We start from the raw sequence: 15,485 nt of genomic DNA, 5'->3' as shown, positions 1-15,485 counted from the left end.
GCCGCGCCGGTGCGGCATACTGACGCCCGACCGGCCCGGGCCGGTCCACGCCTCCGTAGCTCAGCTGGATAGAGCAGCGGCCTTCTAATCCGCCGGTCGCAGGTTCGAGTCCTGCCGGGGGCGCCCCGTCCACGGAACCGACCCACCCCTCTCGGAGGCCACGGTGCTGCGCACTCCCCCCGCCGTGCTCGTCCCCGTGCTCGTAACCGTCCTCCTCACCGCGGTGCTCGCCGGCCTCGTGGCGCCCCCGGTCGGCGCGCTGGCGCCGCAGCCCACCGCCGTGTCGCGGCAGGACCCGGCCGACGACCTCGCCCAGACCGCGGCCGACGACACCGTGCTGCGCCCCAGCGTCGACGTGCGCCGCGTGGGCTTCCGGGCCGCCGAGCAGCCGCGGGCCCTCGTTGGGCGCGTGCGCTTCGAGGACCTGCGCACGCTGGTGCACCCCGGCGGGCGCCGCTACAGGCAGTACCTCAGCGTGCTGGTCTCCGGGGTCGCCCCCTCCGACATCGCCTACGTCATCACCCGCACCCCCTCCGCCGCGGGCCCCAGCGCCACGCTCGTGGCCGGCAACGCCGCCGCCGACTGCAAGGGCGACGCCGTCACCGTCGACCTGGCCGCCGACACGATCGGCTTCCGGCTCCCCGTGCGGTGCCTCGCGCGCGCGGCCGACGGGGCCGACGTCGACCAGGTGCGGCTGCGGGTGTGGAGCCGCGGGGTGAGGGCCTACGACGACGCCGAGGACCCGGTCGGCCTCGACGTCACCCGGCGCACCGCGTCGCTCTCGCTGCCCTGACCGGCCAGCACCCGCACCACCAGCACGACCACGTCGTCCTCGGTGTGGCGCTCCGACCCGGCCACCAACCGGTCGCAGAGGGTCTCCACGTCGAGGTCCTGCTGGCCGTGCAGGAGGTCGGCGAGGCGTCCCAGACCGACGTCGAGCGGCTGGCGTCGGTGCTCGACGAGGCCGTCGGTGCACATGACCAGCGTGTCGCCCGGCGCGAGCAGCACCTCGTGGTCGGCACGCGCGGCGGCCGGGTCGAGGCCGAGCAGCAGGTCGCTGCGGTGGTCCAGCAGCCGCACCCGGCCGTCGGCGCCGAGCAGCAGCGGCGGCGGGTGTCCGGCGTTGGACCAGCGCAGCGAGCGGCCCTGCACGCCGTCGTGGTCGACGGGAGGCCCGAGCCGCGCGACGACGGCGGTCGCGGTGGTGTCGAGGCCGAGCCCCTCGAGCGCCTCGTCGAGCAGTGACAGCACCCGCGACGCCGCGGCCTGGGTGGCGTAGGCGATCCCGCGCAGCAGGTTGCGCGCCTGCCCCATGAGGGCTGCGGCGTCGCGGTCGTGGCCGGCGACGTCGCCGATCGCGACCACCAGGTCGCCGTCGGGCAGCACGAACGCGTCGTACCAGTCCCCGCCGATGCTGGCCTGCTCGCCCGCGGGCTCGTAGCGCACGGCCACCGCCACGCCCGCGGGCTGGGCGGGCGGGGTCAGCAGGCTGTGCTGGAGCACCTCGGAGAGACGGCGCTCGTCGGCCACCGCCCGACGCTCGGCCTCGAGGACGGCGACGGCGTCGAGGGCGCGCTCGACCGCGCGCGCCACGAGGGCCAGGAAGGCGAGGTGGTCGGGGTCGGCGGCCAGCGCCGGGGGGAGGCGTACGACGAGGTGGCCGCCCCGCTCGCTGCGCGCGCCGGTGACCCGCACCGGCAGCCAGGCCAGCACTCCCCCGTCGACCGGCTCCAGCAGCGGACGGTCGCCGTCCCACGGCGCGGAGGGGGCGGCCGGGAGCGCGGGCGCGCCCGCGCCGGCCTCGTCCACGGCCTCCGCGGCGGGGGTCGAGCGCGGCAGCCGCAGCGCGAGCGCGGGCAGGTCGGCGGGGTCGCCGGCGAGCACCTCGGCGGCGCGCTGCGCGACCTGGGTCGCCGAGGCGGAGCCGCTCAGGGCGATGCCGAGCTCGGAGAGCAGGGCCAGGCGCCGCGCGTCGACGACCTGGCGGGTCGTCTCCACCGAGATGTCGACGACCCCCTCGATGACACCGGCCGCGGAGCGGACCGGCGAGTAGGAGAAGGTGAAGTAGCAGTCCTCGAGGTGCCCGTGGCGCACGAGCGGGATGAGGGCGTCGGCGCTCCACGTGGCCTCCCCCCGCGTCGCCTGCTCGAGCAGCGGCGCGATGCCGTCCCACGCCTCCGGGAACACCGTGCGGGTCCGCTCGCCCAGGGCGGCGGGGTGCTTGTCGCCGATGAGGGCGACGTAGGCCTCGTTGTAGAGCAGCACCAGCTCCGGGCCCCAGATCAGCGTGATCGGGAAGCGGCTGCTCCACGCCGTCTCGAGGGCCTGGAGCAGGGTCGGGCTCCACGTGGACGGGTGCCCGACGGGCGAACGCGACCAGTCGACCGCGCGGTAGGCGTCGGCCAGCGCACCGGCGTGGGCGAAGGGGTCCATCGGCTCAGGCTAGGCAGACGCGCGGGCGGCCCGGCCATCGTCCGGTCGAGGTGGTCTGGACCGGTCTCACCGCTGAGCGCCGGGGCGGCAGGTCAGGAGGCGCGCGTGCCCGTGGGCTGGCGGACCATCTCGGCGTCGCCGAGGCCGTGCTGCAGGCCCCAGGCGACGGCCTGGGTGCGGCGCTCGACGTCGATCTTGCGGTAGGCGCCGCGCACGTAGGTCTTCACCGAGTTGATCGACAGGTAGAGCCTCTTGCCGATCTCGACGTTGGTGTAGCCCTGGGTGATGAGGGCCAGGATCTGCGCCTCGCGCGGGGTGAGGCCGTTGTCGGCGGCGCCGCCGCGGGCGACGACGGCGGCGTGGGCCGCCCGGTCGACGGTGGGACGCGGGCCCGGCGGGGGGCCGACGTGGCGGTGGACCGCCTCGATGCCGGCCACGAGCTGGGCGCCGGTGAGCGACTTCGAGAGCCGGCCGACGACGGGCCCGGCGGGCGCGCCCTGGGCGCTGTGCTCGCGCCAGGTGTAGACGACCGGGCGCGCGCCCGAGGAGGCCGCGAGCGAGCGGAGCATCGAGTGGCTGCTCTGCGAGAGCCGCACCGGCTCGTAGAGGATGACGTCGACCGACCGCGGCTCCACCAGCGCGTCGCCGAGCTCCACCAGCACCACCCGCGAGCGGTAGGGCTCGAGGAGCGCACGCACGCCCGGGAGGACGACGTGGAAGTCGTCGACGAGCGTCGCGACGACGGGTGCGGAGGGACTCACGCCGTCGAATCTATACAGACGCCGTGGCATAAAGCACGACGCCCCTGCGGTCCTCACCCGATCGGGTGAGGTCAGCGGAGCACGCGTGCGTGCTCGGGCGAGAAGCCGTGCTGCATGCCCCACGCCACCGCCTGGGCCCGGCGGGAGACCCCGATCTTGCGGTAGCCGGTGCGGATGTAGGTCTTCACCGAGTTGATGCTGAGGTAGGACCGGTCGGCGATCTCCTGGTTGGACAGGCCCTGGGTAATCAGCGCGATCACCTCGGCCTCGCGCGCCGACAGGCCGTGGTCGCGACCCGGCCACGCGCCGCGGTCGTGCTCGTCGAGGTCCTCGACCTCACCGGGCCGCACCGTCTCCCCGGCGCAGACCCGGGTGATGGCCTCGACGATGTCGCGCGCGTCGGACTGCTTGGACAGGTAGCCCGACGCCCCGCGGGCGATCGTGCGCTCGACGAGGTCGGCCTGCACGTTCCAGCTGAAGACCACGACCTTGGGCGAGCCGTCGGCGACGAGGTCCTCCAGCTCGATCCCGTCGCCCTGCACCTGGCCGAAGGTGTCGTAGAGCACCACGTCGACGTCGCCGACCACGCCGACGCCGATGTCGAGCTCCACCACGTCGACGCGCGAGCGGTACGGCGCGAGCAGCGCGGCGACGCCGGCGACCACGATCTCGTAGTCGTTGACGACCGCGACGCGCACGGGGCCGGCCGGGTTGCTCATGGCACGACAGTATTCACCCAGCGGGAGGAAGTGCCCACGGGCCGCCGGAATCTAGGTTCTGCCGGTGACGATGACGTCGGATCGGGACGGGGAGCGCGCGCACCCGTCGAGCGCCGGCCACCGTGCCGGCGACGCCCCGGCCACGTCGTCGGTCGCCGACTGGGAGGCCCACCCCCGCTACGGCGCCGTGCCGCTGCTGCGGCTGAGCCACGGCGAGCGGGCCTGCACCCGGCTCGTCGTCGTCAGCGCCCACCCCGACGACGAGAGCCTCGGGGCGGCGGGCCTCATGGCCACGGCCCACCGCCAGGGCGTCCCCGTCTACGTCGTGCTGCTCACCGCCGGCGAGGCCAGCCACCGCCCCTCCCAGCTGATGACGCGCCACGCGCTGGCGACCACCCGGCTGGCCGAGATGGAGAACGCCCTGGCCCGCCTCGCGCCCGAGGCCCCCCTGGTGTTCCTCGGCGCCGCCGACGGCGAGGTCGCCGCCCAGGAGCAGGCCGTCGCCGCGAGCCTCGCCGGCCTAGTGGGCGACGGGTCGAGCACCCTGCTGGCCGCGCCGTGGCGCCACGACGGGCACCCCGACCACGAGGCCGCCGGGCGTGCCGCGGCGGTGGCGGCGCAGCGCAGCGGTGCGCGGCTGCTGGAGTACCCCGTGTCGCTGTGGCCGACCCGCGGCCCCGAGGACGCGCCCTGGGAGCAGATGGTGCGCCTCGACCTCGACCCCGACCTCGTCGCGACGAAGGCCCGGGCGCTGCAGAGCCACGTCAGCCAGCTCTCGACCCTGCCCGAGCGGGTCCTAGCCCACTTCCGCGGGCCGGTCGAGCACTACGTCGAGACGCCGGTCGAGGTGCCGGTCGAGGTGCCGGTCGAGGGTCAAGCCGAGGACGCCGGTCCGGCGTAGGCGTCGATCTCGGCGAGCACGCGCGCCCGGGTGGCGTCGTCGGCGAACGACGCGCGCACGCCGGCGCGGGCGAGGTCCTTGACCCCGGCCTCGTCGAGGTCGAGCAGGTCGGCGGCGATCTCGTACTCGCGGTTGAGCGTCGTGCCGAACATCGGCGGGTCGTCGGAGTTGATCGTCACCACCACCCCGGCGTCGCGGAAGGCGCGCAGCGGGTGGTCGGCCAGGGTGGCGACGGCGCGGGTGGCGACGTTCGACGACGGGCAGACCTCCAGCGGCACCCCCGTCTCGGCCAGGTGGGCCAGCAGGGCGGGGTCCTGCGCCGCGGAGGTGCCGTGGCCGATGCGCTCGGCCCCCAGCAGGCGCAGCGCGTCCCAGACCGTCTGCGGCCCGGTGGTCTCGCCGGCGTGGGGCACGCTGTGGAGGCCCGCGGCGCGCGCGGCGGCGAAGTGGGGCTCGAACTGCGGGCGCGGCACGCCGATCTCCGGGCCGCCGAGCCCGAAGCCGACCAGCCCGTCGGTGGGGTGGCGCAGCGCGAGGTCCAGGGTCAGGTCGGCCGCGGGCAGGCCGGCCTCGCCGGGGATGTCGTAGATCCAGCGGAGCACGATCCCGAAGTCGCGCTCGGCGGCGACGCGGGCGTCCTCGATGGCCTCGTTGAAGGCCCCGATCGCGACGTGGGGCTCGCCCCGCAGCGCCTGCACCGAGGTGTAGGGGGTGCAGGTCAGCTCGGCGTAGCGCAGGGACTGCGTGGTGGCCATCTCGCGCGCGATCTCGTAGGTGAGGAAGCGGATGTCCTCGGGGGTGCGCACGAGGTCGACCACCGCGAGGTAGACCTCGATGAAGTGGGCGAAGTCGCGGAAGGCGAAGAAGTCGCGCAGCGCGTCGGGGTCGCTCGGCACGGTGCCGGGGTGGCGCTCGGCCAGCTCGCTGACGATGGCGGGGCTGGCCGAGCCGACGTGGTGCACGTGCAGCTCGGCCTTGGGCAGCCCGGCGACGAAGGCGCGCAGGTCGGGACGGGGGCCGAGCCCCGTCGTGGAGGAGTCGCTCACCCCACGGTCTCGTTGATCTGGTCGAGGATCTGCTCGGGGTCGCCGGAGATCTGCTCACCGTCGAGGAGCACCGTCGGGGTGCCCTGCACGCCGGCGTCCTGGGCGGCGGTGGTGGCGGCCTCGACCCAGTCGACCATCGACTCGCCGAGGATGCCGTCGCTGACCGCCGACTCCTCCGCGCCGGCCTCGACGGCCAGGTCGAGCAGCGCCTGGTTGTCGGGGAAGGGGCCCTCCTCGGAGGGCTGGTTGGCGTAGAGCAGGTCGTGGAACTCCTTGGCGGTCTCCGGGCCGCTCTCCTCGAGCACGACGGCGAAGGCGCTGGTGGCGCGCTCGGAGTAGTCGCCGATCCGGCTCAGCAGGTTGAAGGGGCGGTACTCCACCAGCACCGACCCGTCGTCGGCGAGCTGCTGGAGCTCCTCGCCGGTGCCGGCCTCGAGCTGGCCGCAGAAGGGACAGAGGAAGTCCTCGTAGATGACGACCTGGTGCGGGGCGTCCTGCTCGCCGATGGTGACGCCGTATTCGCTCTGGCCGGCCGGGGAGGCGGTGACCTCTCCCCCGCCCCGCAGGCTCTGGACCCCGAAGGCGATCCCGACCACGACGACGAGCGCGAACACGACCAGCGTGATGCTGCGGATCGTGCGGCGACGCTCCGCGCGCTTCTGGTCCTCGAGGGCGGCGGCGGCGCGCTGCGAGCGCTCCTGCTGACTGGGCTTCTTGGCCATGGGGTTTCCTCGGCGGTGCGGGTCGACGGCTGGCGTCCAGAACTCTAGGGGCCCGACCTGAGCCGTCGCTGAGTCGGGCCGAGCGCCTCGGCGCGTAGGGTGCGCGCCATGAATGATCGACTGGTCTGGATCGACTGCGAGATGACCGGGCTCGACCTCGGCGCCGACGCCCTGATCGAGGTGGCGGCCCTCGTGACCGACTTCGACCTCAACGTGCTCGGCGAGGGCGTCGACCTCGTCGTGCGCCCGCCGGCCGCCGCGCTGGAGCAGATGGGCGACTTCGTGCGCGACATGCACGAGAAGTCGGGGCTGCTCACCGAGCTCGACGCCGGGCTGACCATGGCCGATGCCGAGGCCGCCGTCCTGGCCTACGTGCGCGAGCACTGCGGCGACGGCAGCCGACCGCCGCTGGCCGGCAACACCGTGGGCACCGACCGCGCCTTCCTGGCCCGCGACATGCCCGAGCTCGAGGCCTTCCTGCACTACCGGATCATCGACGTCTCCTCGATCAAGGAGCTGGCCCGGCGCTGGTACCCCCGGGCCTACTACGCCGCCCCCGAGAAGCGCGGCAACCACCGCGCCCTGGCCGACATCCAGGAGAGCATCGAGGAGCTGCGCTACTACCGCGAGGCGGTCTTCGTGCCCCAGCCCGGGCCCGACAGCGCCGCCGCCCGCGCCATCGCCGCCACCCACGGCGGGTCGATCACGGGCCTCGATTCCACCTCCGGGAGCTGAGTCCCCTACACTTCATCGCGCGGTTCCGGCTCCGTCCGGCGCGCGCATGGTGGGTATAGCTCAGCTGGTAGAGCGCTGCCTTGTGGTGGCAGATGTCGCGGGTTCAAGTCCCGTTACTCACCCCGACACCGAGCCCCCGACCTGGTCCCCAGGTCGGGGGCTCGTCACGTCCGGCACCGATGAGTCCGGGTCGCACCGTCGGTCTGCTCCTGTGCCCGGCTCCCCCACCCGCCCTGGAGGCACCTCGTGAAGCTCCTGCTCACCTCCGGCGGCGTCACCAACGCCGCGATCGGGGCCGCCCTCGTCGACCTGCTGCCCAAGCCGGTCGAGGAGTGCCGCGCCCTCCTGGTGCCGACCGCCCAGTGGGGCCACCCGATGTGCGGGCCCGGCTCGGTGCGCGGAGCCGTGGTGGGCGCGGCGCCGCACGACCAGTCGGGCGTGTCCCTGCCCTGGGCCTCGGTCGGGCTGCTCGAGCTCACCGCGCTGCCCAGCATCGGCGCCGAGCGCTGGGAGCCGTGGGTGCGCGACACCGACGTGCTGCTGGTCGACGGCGGCGACGCGACGTACCTGGCGCACTGGCTGCGGGCCTCGGGCCTGCTCGACGTGCTCGCCACGATGCCCGCGCTGGTCTGGGTGGGCACGAGCGCCGGGAGCATGGTGGCGACGCCGCGGATCGGGGCCGACTTCGTGGAGTGGGCCGGCGCCGAGGACGACCGCACCCTCGGCTGGGTCGACGTGTCGATCTTCCCCCACCTCGACCACCCGCAGATGCCGGAGAACACCCTGGCCGCGGCCCGCAGCTGGGCCGCGGGCCTCGACCACCCCTCCTACGCCCTCGACGACGACTCGGCCCTCGTGGTCGACGACGGCCAGGTCAGGGTCGTCTCCGAGGGGCGCTGGGAGCGGCTCGGGGCCTGACCGGGCTGGTGCGCCCGGGGATGCTGGGGGCATGAGGCTCTCCGCCGCGCCCACCGCGACCGCCGTCGTCGGGCTGGTCGGCCTGCTGACGGGTGCGCTCACCGGGTGCGCGGCGTCGGCCGACGACCTCGCCGCGCGCGGCGAGCGCTCCCCGAGCGTGGTCGACGTCGTGGTCGAGCCCGACGCCGCCGACGACGGCGCCGGGCCCCTCGCCACAGCCAGCCACCACGTGCGCGCGGTGATGCGCGCCGACGCCACGGCCGACGAGGTCATGGCCCTCTTCGACGCCTACGACGACCAGGTCGACACCGGCGACGTCGTGTCGGTGTCGGTCACCCTGGAGGGGGCCACGGGCGCCTCGCTGGCCTCGGGCGAGGGGGTGGAGGTGTCGCTGCGCGAGGTGGAGGACCTGGTGCGCGCCCAGGCCGACCCGGTGGTGACGTCCTACCTGCTGCAGAACTACCCCGACCTCCCGCTCGTGCAGGTCGGGCTGGCGCCGGTGTCCTTCGCCGAGGTCGTCTCCGTCGCCGACCGCTACCTGCTCCTCGACGACCTCGAGTCGGTCACCGTCTCCTCCGGCGACCTCGTGCTCCGGCGCGAGGCCGTCGACGGGTCGGCCGAGCGGGTCGCCGCCCGCGAGGCCGCGGTGCTGGCCGCCGCCGAGCGCTTCGACCTGCTCGGCGCCGACGTCTCGGGCCGGGGACCCACCCTCGACGTCGACGTCGCCGACGGCCAGGAGGCCGCTGCCCGCCGCTTCCTGGCGCGCACCGCGACCGACGACGTCGGGCGGGTGGTCGTGCGCTGAGGACTCAGCGCGCGCCCCCGCGCCCCCGGCGTACGCCGAGCAGCGCCGCGCCGCCCGCGAGGGCCAGGCCGGCAAGACCCAGGCCGAGCGGGAGGGCGACCCACGCACCGAGGCCGGCGAGCAGCGGCGGCAGCGCGGGGGCCGACTCGACCGCGACGGGCGAGGCGGCGCGCTCGCAGGTGACCTCGACCGACGACGACGCCGGCCGGATCCTCGAGGTGGCGACCCAGTCGCCCGTGCTGCCGCCCTCACGGCGGTAGGCGCCGTCGACGGGGCCGGGCTCGAGCGCGGTGCCGACGTCGGTGCGGACCCCGGTGTCGCGGACCGTGCAGGCCGGGACCACCTCGGCCTCGTAGGTCCACACCAGCGCCGGGCCGTCGTCGGCCAGCTCCACGACGTGGGGGCGGCCGTCGGCGGGCACGAGGGCGGCCTGCGACCAGCGGTAGCCGTCGGCGTGGCTCAGCGCGAGCACCGCCGACGCGACCACGGCCACGAGGAGCAGCAGGGCCGCGGTGGCCACGAGCGCGGGGCCCCGCGGGTCGCGCCGGCCCGGGTCGCGCGGGTCGCGCGCGGCGGGCCGGGCGACGTCGGTGGCGGCGGGCTCGGACTCGCACTCGGTCACGGGCGCATCCTGCCACCCGTCCGACGCGGACGTGGGGCGCGCGCGGGAGCGGTCGTTGGTAACGTGCGGGACGCCAGTCGACCCCCGGGTGCGCCGCGAGGCGGGCCCGGAGGTCAGGGAACCCGGTGAGAGTCCGGGACTGACGCGCAGCGGTATGGGTGACGGGCGGGACCTCTGTCTCACGACAGGCCACTGGACGAGAGTCCGGGAAGGTGTCCCGCGCCGGGCGATCCCGAGTCCGAAGACCTGCTGGCCCTTGCGGCAGCCGCCGTGAGGTCGTGACGGGCTTCGCGCACGAGCCCCGGCCTCCGGAGTGACCTCCATGCCCGACCTGACCCTCCCCACCGCGCGCCGGCGGCGCGACCGTTGCCCGGGGGTGACCCGCCCGTGGCTGGCCGACGACGGCGCCCTGGTGCGCCTGCGCCTGGTGGGCGGTGCGCTGCCGGCGCCCGCCCTGCTGCGGCTCAGCGAGGTCGCCCAGCGCTGGGGCGACGGCGACGTGCACCTCACCGCCCGCGCCAACCTGCAGCTGCGGGCGCTGCCCCACGACGGCGAGCGCCTCACGCCCCCCGTCGCCGAGGCCCTCGCCGCGACCGGGCTGGTGCCGGCCCCGAGCCACGACCTGGTGCGCAACGTCATGGTCTCGCCGCAGTCGGGCCTGGCCGGCGGGCGCGCCGACCTGCGGCCCGTCGCTGCCCTGCTCGACTCCCTGCTGCGCGCCGACGACGGGCTCACCGCGCTCCCGGGCCGCTTCCTGCTGACCCTCGACGACGGTCGCGGCGACCTGCACGAGGCGCCCACCGACCTCGGCCTGGTCGCCCTCGACGCCACCCGGGCCCAGCTGCGCGTCGGCGCCCGGGGCTGGGGCGCGGTGGTCGACCTGCCCCGGGCGCCGCAGGCCGTGCTCGACCTCGCCCGCGACTTCCTGCGCCTGCGCGGCGGGGGACCCGACGCCCCCTGGCACGTCGACGAGCTGGCCGGTCTCGGCGTGCCGCTCGCCCACCCGCTCGCGCGCCCGACCGACCCCGACCCGGCCGCGCTGGTCACCGCCGACCCCCTGCCGGCGGGCCGCGTGCCGGGCGGCACCCACGTGCTCGCCCCCGAGGGCCGCCTCGACCCCGCCCTGGCCCGCGCGCTGTGCCGCACGGGCACCGACCTCGTGGTCACCCCGTGGCGTGGCGTGCTCGTGCCCGACCTCGCCCCCGCCCCGACCCAGGAGACTGCGCGATGACCACGCTGCTGCGCCGGCCCGGCCGCCACTACCCCTACGTCGCCCTCGGCCCGGAGATCTACCTCGACTCCTTCGCCACCATCCGCCGCGAGGCCGACCTGTCGGGCGTGCCCGAGGAGGCCGAGAAGGTCGCGGTGCGGATGATCCACGCCAGCGGCCAGGTCGACCTGGCCGCCGACCTCGTGCTCCACCCCGACCTCGGCCGGGCCGGGCGCGAGGCGCTGGCCGCCGGCGCCCCGATCCTCACCGACGCCCGCATGGTGGCCATGGGCATCACGGCGGGGCGGCTGCCGGCCGGCAACGAGGTCCGCTGCTTCCTCACCGACGAGCGGGTGCCCGCCCTGGCCCACGACTGGGGCACCACCCGCAGCGCGGCCGCGGTGTCGCTGTGGGAGCCCCACCTCGAGGGCGCGGTCGTCGCGATCGGCAACGCCCCCACCGCGCTCTTCCACCTCATGGAGATGCTCATCGACGGCGCCCCGCGACCGGCTGCGGTCGTGGGCTGCCCGGTGGGCTTCATCGGCGCCGCGGAGTCGAAGCAGGCGCTGGCCTCGCTGGCCGCCGACCACGGGATCGACGTGCCCTTCGCGACCGTGCGGGGTCGCCGCGGCGGCTCGGCGATGGCCTCGGCCGCCGTCAACGCCCTGGCCCAGGAGGCGGAGTGACCAGCCCAGCGACCAGCCCAGCGACCAGCCCGGCGACCGGCCGCTTCCACGGTGTCGGCGTCGGGCCCGGCGACCCCGAGCTGCTCACGGTGAAGGCCGCGCGCCTCATCGGCGACGCCGACGTCGTGGCCTACCACGCCGGGCCCGGCAAGGAGTCGAACGCACGGCGTACGGCGGCGGGCCTGCTGCGGCCCGGCGTCGTCGAGGAGGTGCTGGTCTACCCCGTGACCACCGGCGCCACCGAGCACCCGGGCGGCTACACCGGCGCGCTCGCGGTGTTCTACGAGGAGTCGGCGCAGCGCCTGGCCGCGCACCTCGAGGCCGGTCGCGACGTCGTGCTGCTCTCGGAGGGCGACCCGCTGTTCTACGGGTCCTACATGTACATGCACGACCGGCTGGCCGAGCGCTTCGAGACCGAGGTCGTGCCGGGGGTGCCCGCCTTCGCCGCGGCCGCCGCGGCGGTGGCCTCGCCGCTGGTGCGCCAGACCGACGTGCTCACGGTGCTGCCCGGCACGCTGCCCGAGCCGGAGCTCGCGCGTCGCCTGGCCGACACCGACGGCGCGATCATCATGAAGCTGGGCCGCACCTTCCCCGCCGTGCGCCGCGCGCTGGCGGCGGCCGGGCGCCTGGAGCACGCGGTCTACGTCGAGCGCGCCTCGATGCCCGCGCAGCGCTGGCTGCCGGTGGCCGACGTCGATCCCGCGACGGTGCCGTACTTCTCGCTGGTCGTCGTGGCCGGCGACAGCCGCCACGGACGCCGCACCCGCGACACCGAGCTGCCGGACGTGCCGGCCGCAGCGCGGGTCCCGGCGGCCACCGAGGCCGCGGAGCTGCTGGTGGTGGGGCTGGGGCCCGGGCCCGACCGGTGGCTGACCGCCGAGGTGAGCGCGGCGCTGGCCGAGGTCGACCACGTGGTGGGCTACGCGCCCTACGTCGACCGCGTGCCGCAGCGCGCCGGGCTGACCCGCCACGCGTCGGGCAACAGCGTCGAGATCGACCGGGCCCGCCTGGCCCTCGAGCTGGCCGCGCGCGGCGAGCGGGTCGCGGTGGTCTCCGGCGGCGACGCCGGGGTCTTCGGCATGGCCACCGCGGTGCACGAGGCCGCGGAGGCCGCGGGCGCCGAGGGGCGCGAGGACCTGGCCGGTGTGCCGGTGCGGGTGCTGCCCGGCGTCAGCGCCGTGCAGGCCGTGGCCGCGCGGGCCGGAGCGCCGATCGGCGGCGACTTCGCGGTGATGAGCCTCTCGGACCGGCTCAAGCCCTGGGCCGTGGTGGAGCGGCGGCTGCGGGCCGTGGCCGAGGCCGACCTGGTGCTCGCGGTCTACAACCCCGCGTCGCGCTCGCGCACCGAGCAGGTGGTGCGGGCCCAGAAGACGCTGCTGGAGGTGCTGCCCGCCGACACCGTGGTCGTGGTGGGGCGCGACGTGGGGCGCGCCGAGGAGTCGCTGCACGTCACGACCCTGGCCGAGCTCGACGCCGCCTCGATCGACATGAAGTGCCTGCTGATCGTGGGCTGCGCCCAGACCCGGGTCACCCCGTCGGGTCGGGTGTGGACCTCCCGCTCGGTGCCGGACCGGGCCGAGGGCTGAGTCGGGGCCGGGTCAGGAGCGGGGGCGGGTGGCGGAGTAGAGCCACGACTCCCCCGAGGCGTCGGTGTCGCGGGCCAGGGCGCGGCCGACGAGGATGACCGCGGCCTGGCGCAGCCCGGCCGCCTCGACCTGCTCGGCGATGTCGGCGACGGTGCCGCGCAGGACCAGCTCGCCGGGCTGGCTGGCCCGGAAGACGACGGCCACGGGGCAGTCGGCGCCGTAGTGGCCGGCGAGCTCGGCCATGGTCTCGCGGGTGCGGGTGACGGCCAGGTGCAGCGCCAGGGTGGCGCCGGTGGCGGCGTAGGCGGCCAGCGACTCCCCCTCCGGCATCGCGGTGGAGCGGGCCTGCACGCGGGTGAGCACCACCGACTGCGCCACGAGCGGCACGGTGAGCTCGCGGCCGACCAGGGCCGCCGCGGCGGCGTAGGAGGGCACACCGGGGGTGACGTCCCAGGTGACGCCGGCGGCGTCGAGGCGACGGGTCTGCTCGGCGAGCGCGGAGTAGAGCGACGGGTCGCCGCTGGTGAGCCGCACGACCTGCTCCCCCGCCTCGTGGGCGGCGCGCATCACTTCGACCATCGCGTCGAGGTCGAGGCCCTGGGTGTCGACCAGGCGGGCCTGCGGGCGGCAGTGGCCGAGCACCTCGGCGTCGAGGTAGGTGCCGGGGTAGAGCACCACGTCGGCCTCGGCCAGCATGCGCGCCGCGCGCAGGGTCAGCAGGTCGGCGGCGCCGGGGCCGGCCCCGACGAAGCGGACGGTCGGGGTGGTGATCGGGGTGGTCATCGGGGTGGTGGTCCGGGGCGTCGGCGGGGTCTCGGGGCTCACGGGGTGCTCCAGTCGGGGTCGCCCGGCCAGCGGGTCGGGTGGTCGGGCGGGGCGGTCCAGGCCCACTGGGTGACGGCGCGGGCGGGGGTCCAGCCGGTGAAGGTGCCGATCGGGGCGGCGGTCTCGACGCCGTGGCGGGTCAGCTCGCCCCCGTGCTCGGCGTAGGCGGCGGCGAGCAGCTGCTCGGTCTCGAGCGTGACGCCGTGCACCACGAGCCGGCCACCGGGTCGCAGCGCGGCGCGGCAGTGCTCGAGCAGGCCCGGCGCGGTGGCGCCGCCGCCCACGAAGACGGCGTGCGGGCTGGGCTGCCGCTCCAGCACCGCGGGCGCCCGGCCCTCGCGCACCTGCAGGTGGGGCACGCCGAGACGGCGGGCGTTGCGCCGCACCCGCTCGGCACGCCCGGGGTCGGCCTCGAAGGCCCAGGCCTGGAGCGAGGGGTGGGCGCGCAGCCACTCGATGCCGATCGAGCCGGCGCCGGCGCCGACGTCCCAGAGCACCTCGTGGGGCCGGGGGGCCAGGCGGGACAGGGCGCTCGCGCGCAGGTCGCGCTTGGTCAGCTGGCCGTCGTGCTCGAAGGCGTCGTCGGGCAGTCCGGTGGTCCACGAGCCCGTCGGCGTCACGTCGCCGCCGGTGGGGCGCACCTCGAGGGCGAGCACGTGCAGGGCGGGCACGTCGGCGGCGGCGACGTCGGCCCAGCCGCCGGCGGTGGCCTCCAGGCGCGACTCGTGGGCCGCGCCGAGGTCGCCGAGCACGGTGAGGGCGCTCGCGGCGTACCCCTCCTCGACGAGCAGGGCCGCCACGGTCGCGGGGGTGCCGGCGTCGGAGGTCAGCAGGAGCAGGCGCACACCGGGCGCGAGGTGTCGGCGCAGCCGGTCGGTGTCGCGCCCGACCAGGGTGAGCGCCTCGCACTCCTCGTCGGACCAGTGCATCCGGGCCCGGGCCAGCGCCAGCGAGGACACCGCCGGGTGCACGACGAGCCGCTCGCGCGGCACCAGGGCGCGCAGGGTGGAGGCGATGCCGGAGACGGTGGGGTCGCCGGAGGCGAGCACCACGACCTCGTCGTCGGCGTGGGCGGCCAGGGTGAGGGGCAGCGACGCGCCGAAGGGCCGGCCCCACGGCCGGCGGCGCTGGCCCTCGACGGCGGGCAGGAGGGCCAGCTGCCGGGCGCTTCCGAGCACGACGGACGCCTCGGCCACCAGCGCGCGGGAGGCCTCGGCGAGCGAGGACCAGCCGTCGGCGCCGATGCCGACGACGTCGACGCGCCGCGGTGCCGCTCCCCGCTCGGAGGCGTGCGGGGGGCCGTCGAGGGGGGACAGGTCGGGGGGCACGCTGCGTGACGCTATCGTGACCGCCACAGCTCCGAGGTGCCCCGAGGTCGCGAGACCGACGGGAGAATCTGGGAAGCCGGTGAGAGTCCGGCACAGGCCCGCTGCGGTGACCCGGGCGATGCGCGAGCGTCGACCCGGGAAGTCCGAAGACCGGCCTCGGGGTTCCTTTCCGATGGCGGACGAGCGGG

The 15,485-nt window shown here is 76.1% G+C and carries 16 protein-coding genes, 2 tRNA genes and 2 riboswitches; of the genes, 10 read left to right on the top strand and 8 right to left on the bottom strand.

Annotated elements, in window-relative coordinates; all coding sequences use genetic code 11:
* The first annotated feature begins 49 nt into the window (after positions 1-49).
* Positions 50-123 (top strand) — tRNA-Arg (locus ASF50_RS04275).
* A gap of 40 nt (positions 124-163) precedes the next feature.
* Complete coding sequence (locus tag ASF50_RS18340) at positions 164-793, top strand: hypothetical protein (protein WP_082502745.1); 630 nt, start codon at positions 164-166, stop codon at positions 791-793.
* Here ASF50_RS18340 and ASF50_RS04270 read toward each other — a convergent pair.
* The 3 genes from ASF50_RS04270 to ASF50_RS04260 all read right to left on the bottom strand — a co-directional run bounded on the left by ASF50_RS04270 (position 724) and on the right by ASF50_RS04260 (position 3,913).
* Entirely contained in the window at positions 724-2,433 is a 1,710-nt protein-coding gene (locus ASF50_RS04270; RefSeq protein WP_056903591.1) for a SpoIIE family protein phosphatase, read from the bottom strand. The genes ASF50_RS18340 and ASF50_RS04270 overlap by 70 nt on opposite strands.
* A gap of 92 nt (positions 2,434-2,525) precedes the next feature.
* A complete protein-coding gene (locus ASF50_RS04265; RefSeq protein ID WP_056863717.1) occupies positions 2,526-3,194 on the bottom strand; it encodes a helix-turn-helix transcriptional regulator in 669 nt (222 codons plus the stop codon).
* A 71-nt stretch (positions 3,195-3,265) separates the two neighbouring features.
* Positions 3,266-3,913 carry a response regulator transcription factor gene (locus ASF50_RS04260; RefSeq protein WP_056863716.1) on the bottom strand — a complete coding sequence of 216 codons (648 nt, stop codon included), beginning with the start codon at positions 3,911-3,913 and terminating at the stop codon, positions 3,266-3,268.
* Between the two features lie 70 nt (positions 3,914-3,983).
* Between ASF50_RS04260 and ASF50_RS04255 the strand changes: the two genes are divergently transcribed.
* A complete protein-coding gene (locus tag ASF50_RS04255) occupies positions 3,984-4,814 on the top strand; it encodes a PIG-L deacetylase family protein (RefSeq protein ID WP_235557612.1) in 831 nt (276 codons plus the stop codon).
* Here ASF50_RS04255 and ASF50_RS04250 read toward each other — a convergent pair.
* Positions 4,787-5,860, bottom strand: coding sequence for an adenosine deaminase (locus ASF50_RS04250; protein WP_056903589.1), 1,074 nt, complete (start codon positions 5,858-5,860; stop codon positions 4,787-4,789). The two genes, ASF50_RS04255 and ASF50_RS04250, sit on opposite strands and share 28 nt — an antisense overlap.
* Positions 5,857-6,582 carry a DsbA family protein gene (locus tag ASF50_RS04245; protein WP_056903588.1) on the bottom strand — a complete coding sequence of 242 codons (726 nt, stop codon included), beginning with the start codon at positions 6,580-6,582 and terminating at the stop codon, positions 5,857-5,859. Before ASF50_RS04245 ends, ASF50_RS04250 begins: the two co-directional genes overlap by 4 nt.
* Before the next feature lie 108 nt (positions 6,583-6,690).
* On the opposite strand from ASF50_RS04245, the gene orn reads away from it, so the two are divergent.
* The 4 genes from orn (at position 6,691) to ASF50_RS04225 (ending at position 9,040) form a co-directional block, all read left to right on the top strand.
* The gene (orn, locus tag ASF50_RS04240; protein WP_056863712.1) at positions 6,691-7,317 is read left to right on the top strand and encodes an oligoribonuclease; all 627 of its coding nucleotides are present in this window, start codon (positions 6,691-6,693) and stop codon (positions 7,315-7,317) included.
* Between the two features lie 49 nt (positions 7,318-7,366).
* Positions 7,367-7,439: transfer RNA gene (locus ASF50_RS04235), tRNA-His, on the top strand.
* Positions 7,440-7,563: 124 nt separating this feature from the next.
* On the top strand, positions 7,564-8,235 hold the full coding sequence (locus tag ASF50_RS04230) for a Type 1 glutamine amidotransferase-like domain-containing protein (protein WP_056903587.1): 672 nt from the start codon (positions 7,564-7,566) through the stop codon (positions 8,233-8,235).
* 31 nt (positions 8,236-8,266) lie between these two features.
* Entirely contained in the window at positions 8,267-9,040 is a 774-nt protein-coding gene (locus tag ASF50_RS04225; RefSeq protein ID WP_056903586.1) for a hypothetical protein, read from the top strand.
* A 4-nt stretch (positions 9,041-9,044) separates the two neighbouring features.
* On the opposite strand, the gene ASF50_RS04220 is transcribed toward ASF50_RS04225, so the two are convergent.
* The gene (locus ASF50_RS04220; protein WP_056903585.1) at positions 9,045-9,662 is read right to left on the bottom strand and encodes a hypothetical protein; all 618 of its coding nucleotides are present in this window, start codon (positions 9,660-9,662) and stop codon (positions 9,045-9,047) included.
* 115 nt (positions 9,663-9,777) lie between these two features.
* A riboswitch (cobalamin riboswitch) is annotated at positions 9,778-9,910 on the top strand.
* A gap of 74 nt (positions 9,911-9,984) precedes the next feature.
* Here ASF50_RS04220 and ASF50_RS04215 point away from each other — a divergent pair.
* The 3 genes from ASF50_RS04215 to ASF50_RS04205 are packed head-to-tail and all read left to right on the top strand — an operon-like array spanning position 9,985 to position 13,144.
* Positions 9,985-10,893 (top strand): nitrite reductase, encoded by a 909-nt coding sequence (locus ASF50_RS04215; RefSeq protein ID WP_056904226.1) that lies wholly within the window; start codon positions 9,985-9,987, stop codon positions 10,891-10,893.
* Positions 10,890-11,558: a precorrin-8X methylmutase gene (locus tag ASF50_RS04210; RefSeq protein WP_056903584.1), complete on the top strand. Its 669-nt coding sequence runs from the start codon at positions 10,890-10,892 to the stop codon at positions 11,556-11,558. Before ASF50_RS04215 ends, ASF50_RS04210 begins: the two co-directional genes overlap by 4 nt.
* Positions 11,555-13,144 carry a precorrin-2 C(20)-methyltransferase gene (locus ASF50_RS04205; RefSeq protein ID WP_056903583.1) on the top strand — a complete coding sequence of 530 codons (1,590 nt, stop codon included), beginning with the start codon at positions 11,555-11,557 and terminating at the stop codon, positions 13,142-13,144. Before ASF50_RS04210 ends, ASF50_RS04205 begins: the two co-directional genes overlap by 4 nt.
* Positions 13,145-13,156: 12 nt before the next feature.
* Here the strand turns inward: ASF50_RS04205 and cobM are convergent, their stop codons facing one another.
* Complete coding sequence (cobM, locus tag ASF50_RS04200; protein ID WP_056904225.1) at positions 13,157-13,927, bottom strand: precorrin-4 C(11)-methyltransferase; 771 nt, start codon at positions 13,925-13,927, stop codon at positions 13,157-13,159.
* Between the two features lie 38 nt (positions 13,928-13,965).
* Positions 13,966-15,297: a precorrin-6y C5,15-methyltransferase (decarboxylating) subunit CbiE gene (cbiE, locus tag ASF50_RS04195; RefSeq protein WP_235557549.1), complete on the bottom strand. Its 1,332-nt coding sequence runs from the start codon at positions 15,295-15,297 to the stop codon at positions 13,966-13,968.
* Positions 15,298-15,314: 17 nt separating this feature from the next.
* Positions 15,315-15,471: riboswitch (cobalamin riboswitch) on the top strand.
* Positions 15,472-15,485: the final 14 nt, after the last annotated feature.

It is taken from the genome of Nocardioides sp. Leaf307 (genome assembly GCF_001423135.1).
In the GTDB taxonomy this organism is placed as follows: domain Bacteria; phylum Actinomycetota; class Actinomycetes; order Propionibacteriales; family Nocardioidaceae; genus Nocardioides; species Nocardioides kribbensis.
The sequence above is the reverse complement of the archived record's forward strand: the minus strand, read 5'-3'. Positions and strand labels throughout refer to the sequence as shown.

What these genes read in the sequence shown, in the direction of transcription:
- ASF50_RS04270 (WP_056903591.1), bottom strand. Translation starts at nt 2,433, where the DNA reads ATGGACCCCTTCGCCCACGCCGGTGCGCTGGCCGACGCCTACCGCGCG.
- ASF50_RS04260 (WP_056863716.1), bottom strand. Translation starts at nt 3,913, where the DNA reads ATGAGCAACCCGGCCGGCCCCGTGCGCGTCGCGGTCGTCAACGACTAC.
- ASF50_RS04255 (WP_235557612.1), top strand. Translation starts at nt 3,984, where the DNA reads ATGACGTCGGATCGGGACGGGGAGCGCGCGCACCCGTCGAGCGCCGGC.
- ASF50_RS04245 (WP_056903588.1), bottom strand. Translation starts at nt 6,582, where the DNA reads ATGGCCAAGAAGCCCAGTCAGCAGGAGCGCTCGCAGCGCGCCGCCGCC.
- orn (WP_056863712.1), top strand. Translation starts at nt 6,691, where the DNA reads ATGAATGATCGACTGGTCTGGATCGACTGCGAGATGACCGGGCTCGAC.
- ASF50_RS04225 (WP_056903586.1), top strand. Translation starts at nt 8,267, where the DNA reads ATGAGGCTCTCCGCCGCGCCCACCGCGACCGCCGTCGTCGGGCTGGTC.
- ASF50_RS04215 (WP_056904226.1), top strand. Translation starts at nt 9,985, where the DNA reads ATGCCCGACCTGACCCTCCCCACCGCGCGCCGGCGGCGCGACCGTTGC.
- ASF50_RS04210 (WP_056903584.1), top strand. Translation starts at nt 10,890, where the DNA reads ATGACCACGCTGCTGCGCCGGCCCGGCCGCCACTACCCCTACGTCGCC.
- cobM (WP_056904225.1), bottom strand. Translation starts at nt 13,927, where the DNA reads ATGACCACCCCGATCACCACCCCGACCGTCCGCTTCGTCGGGGCCGGC.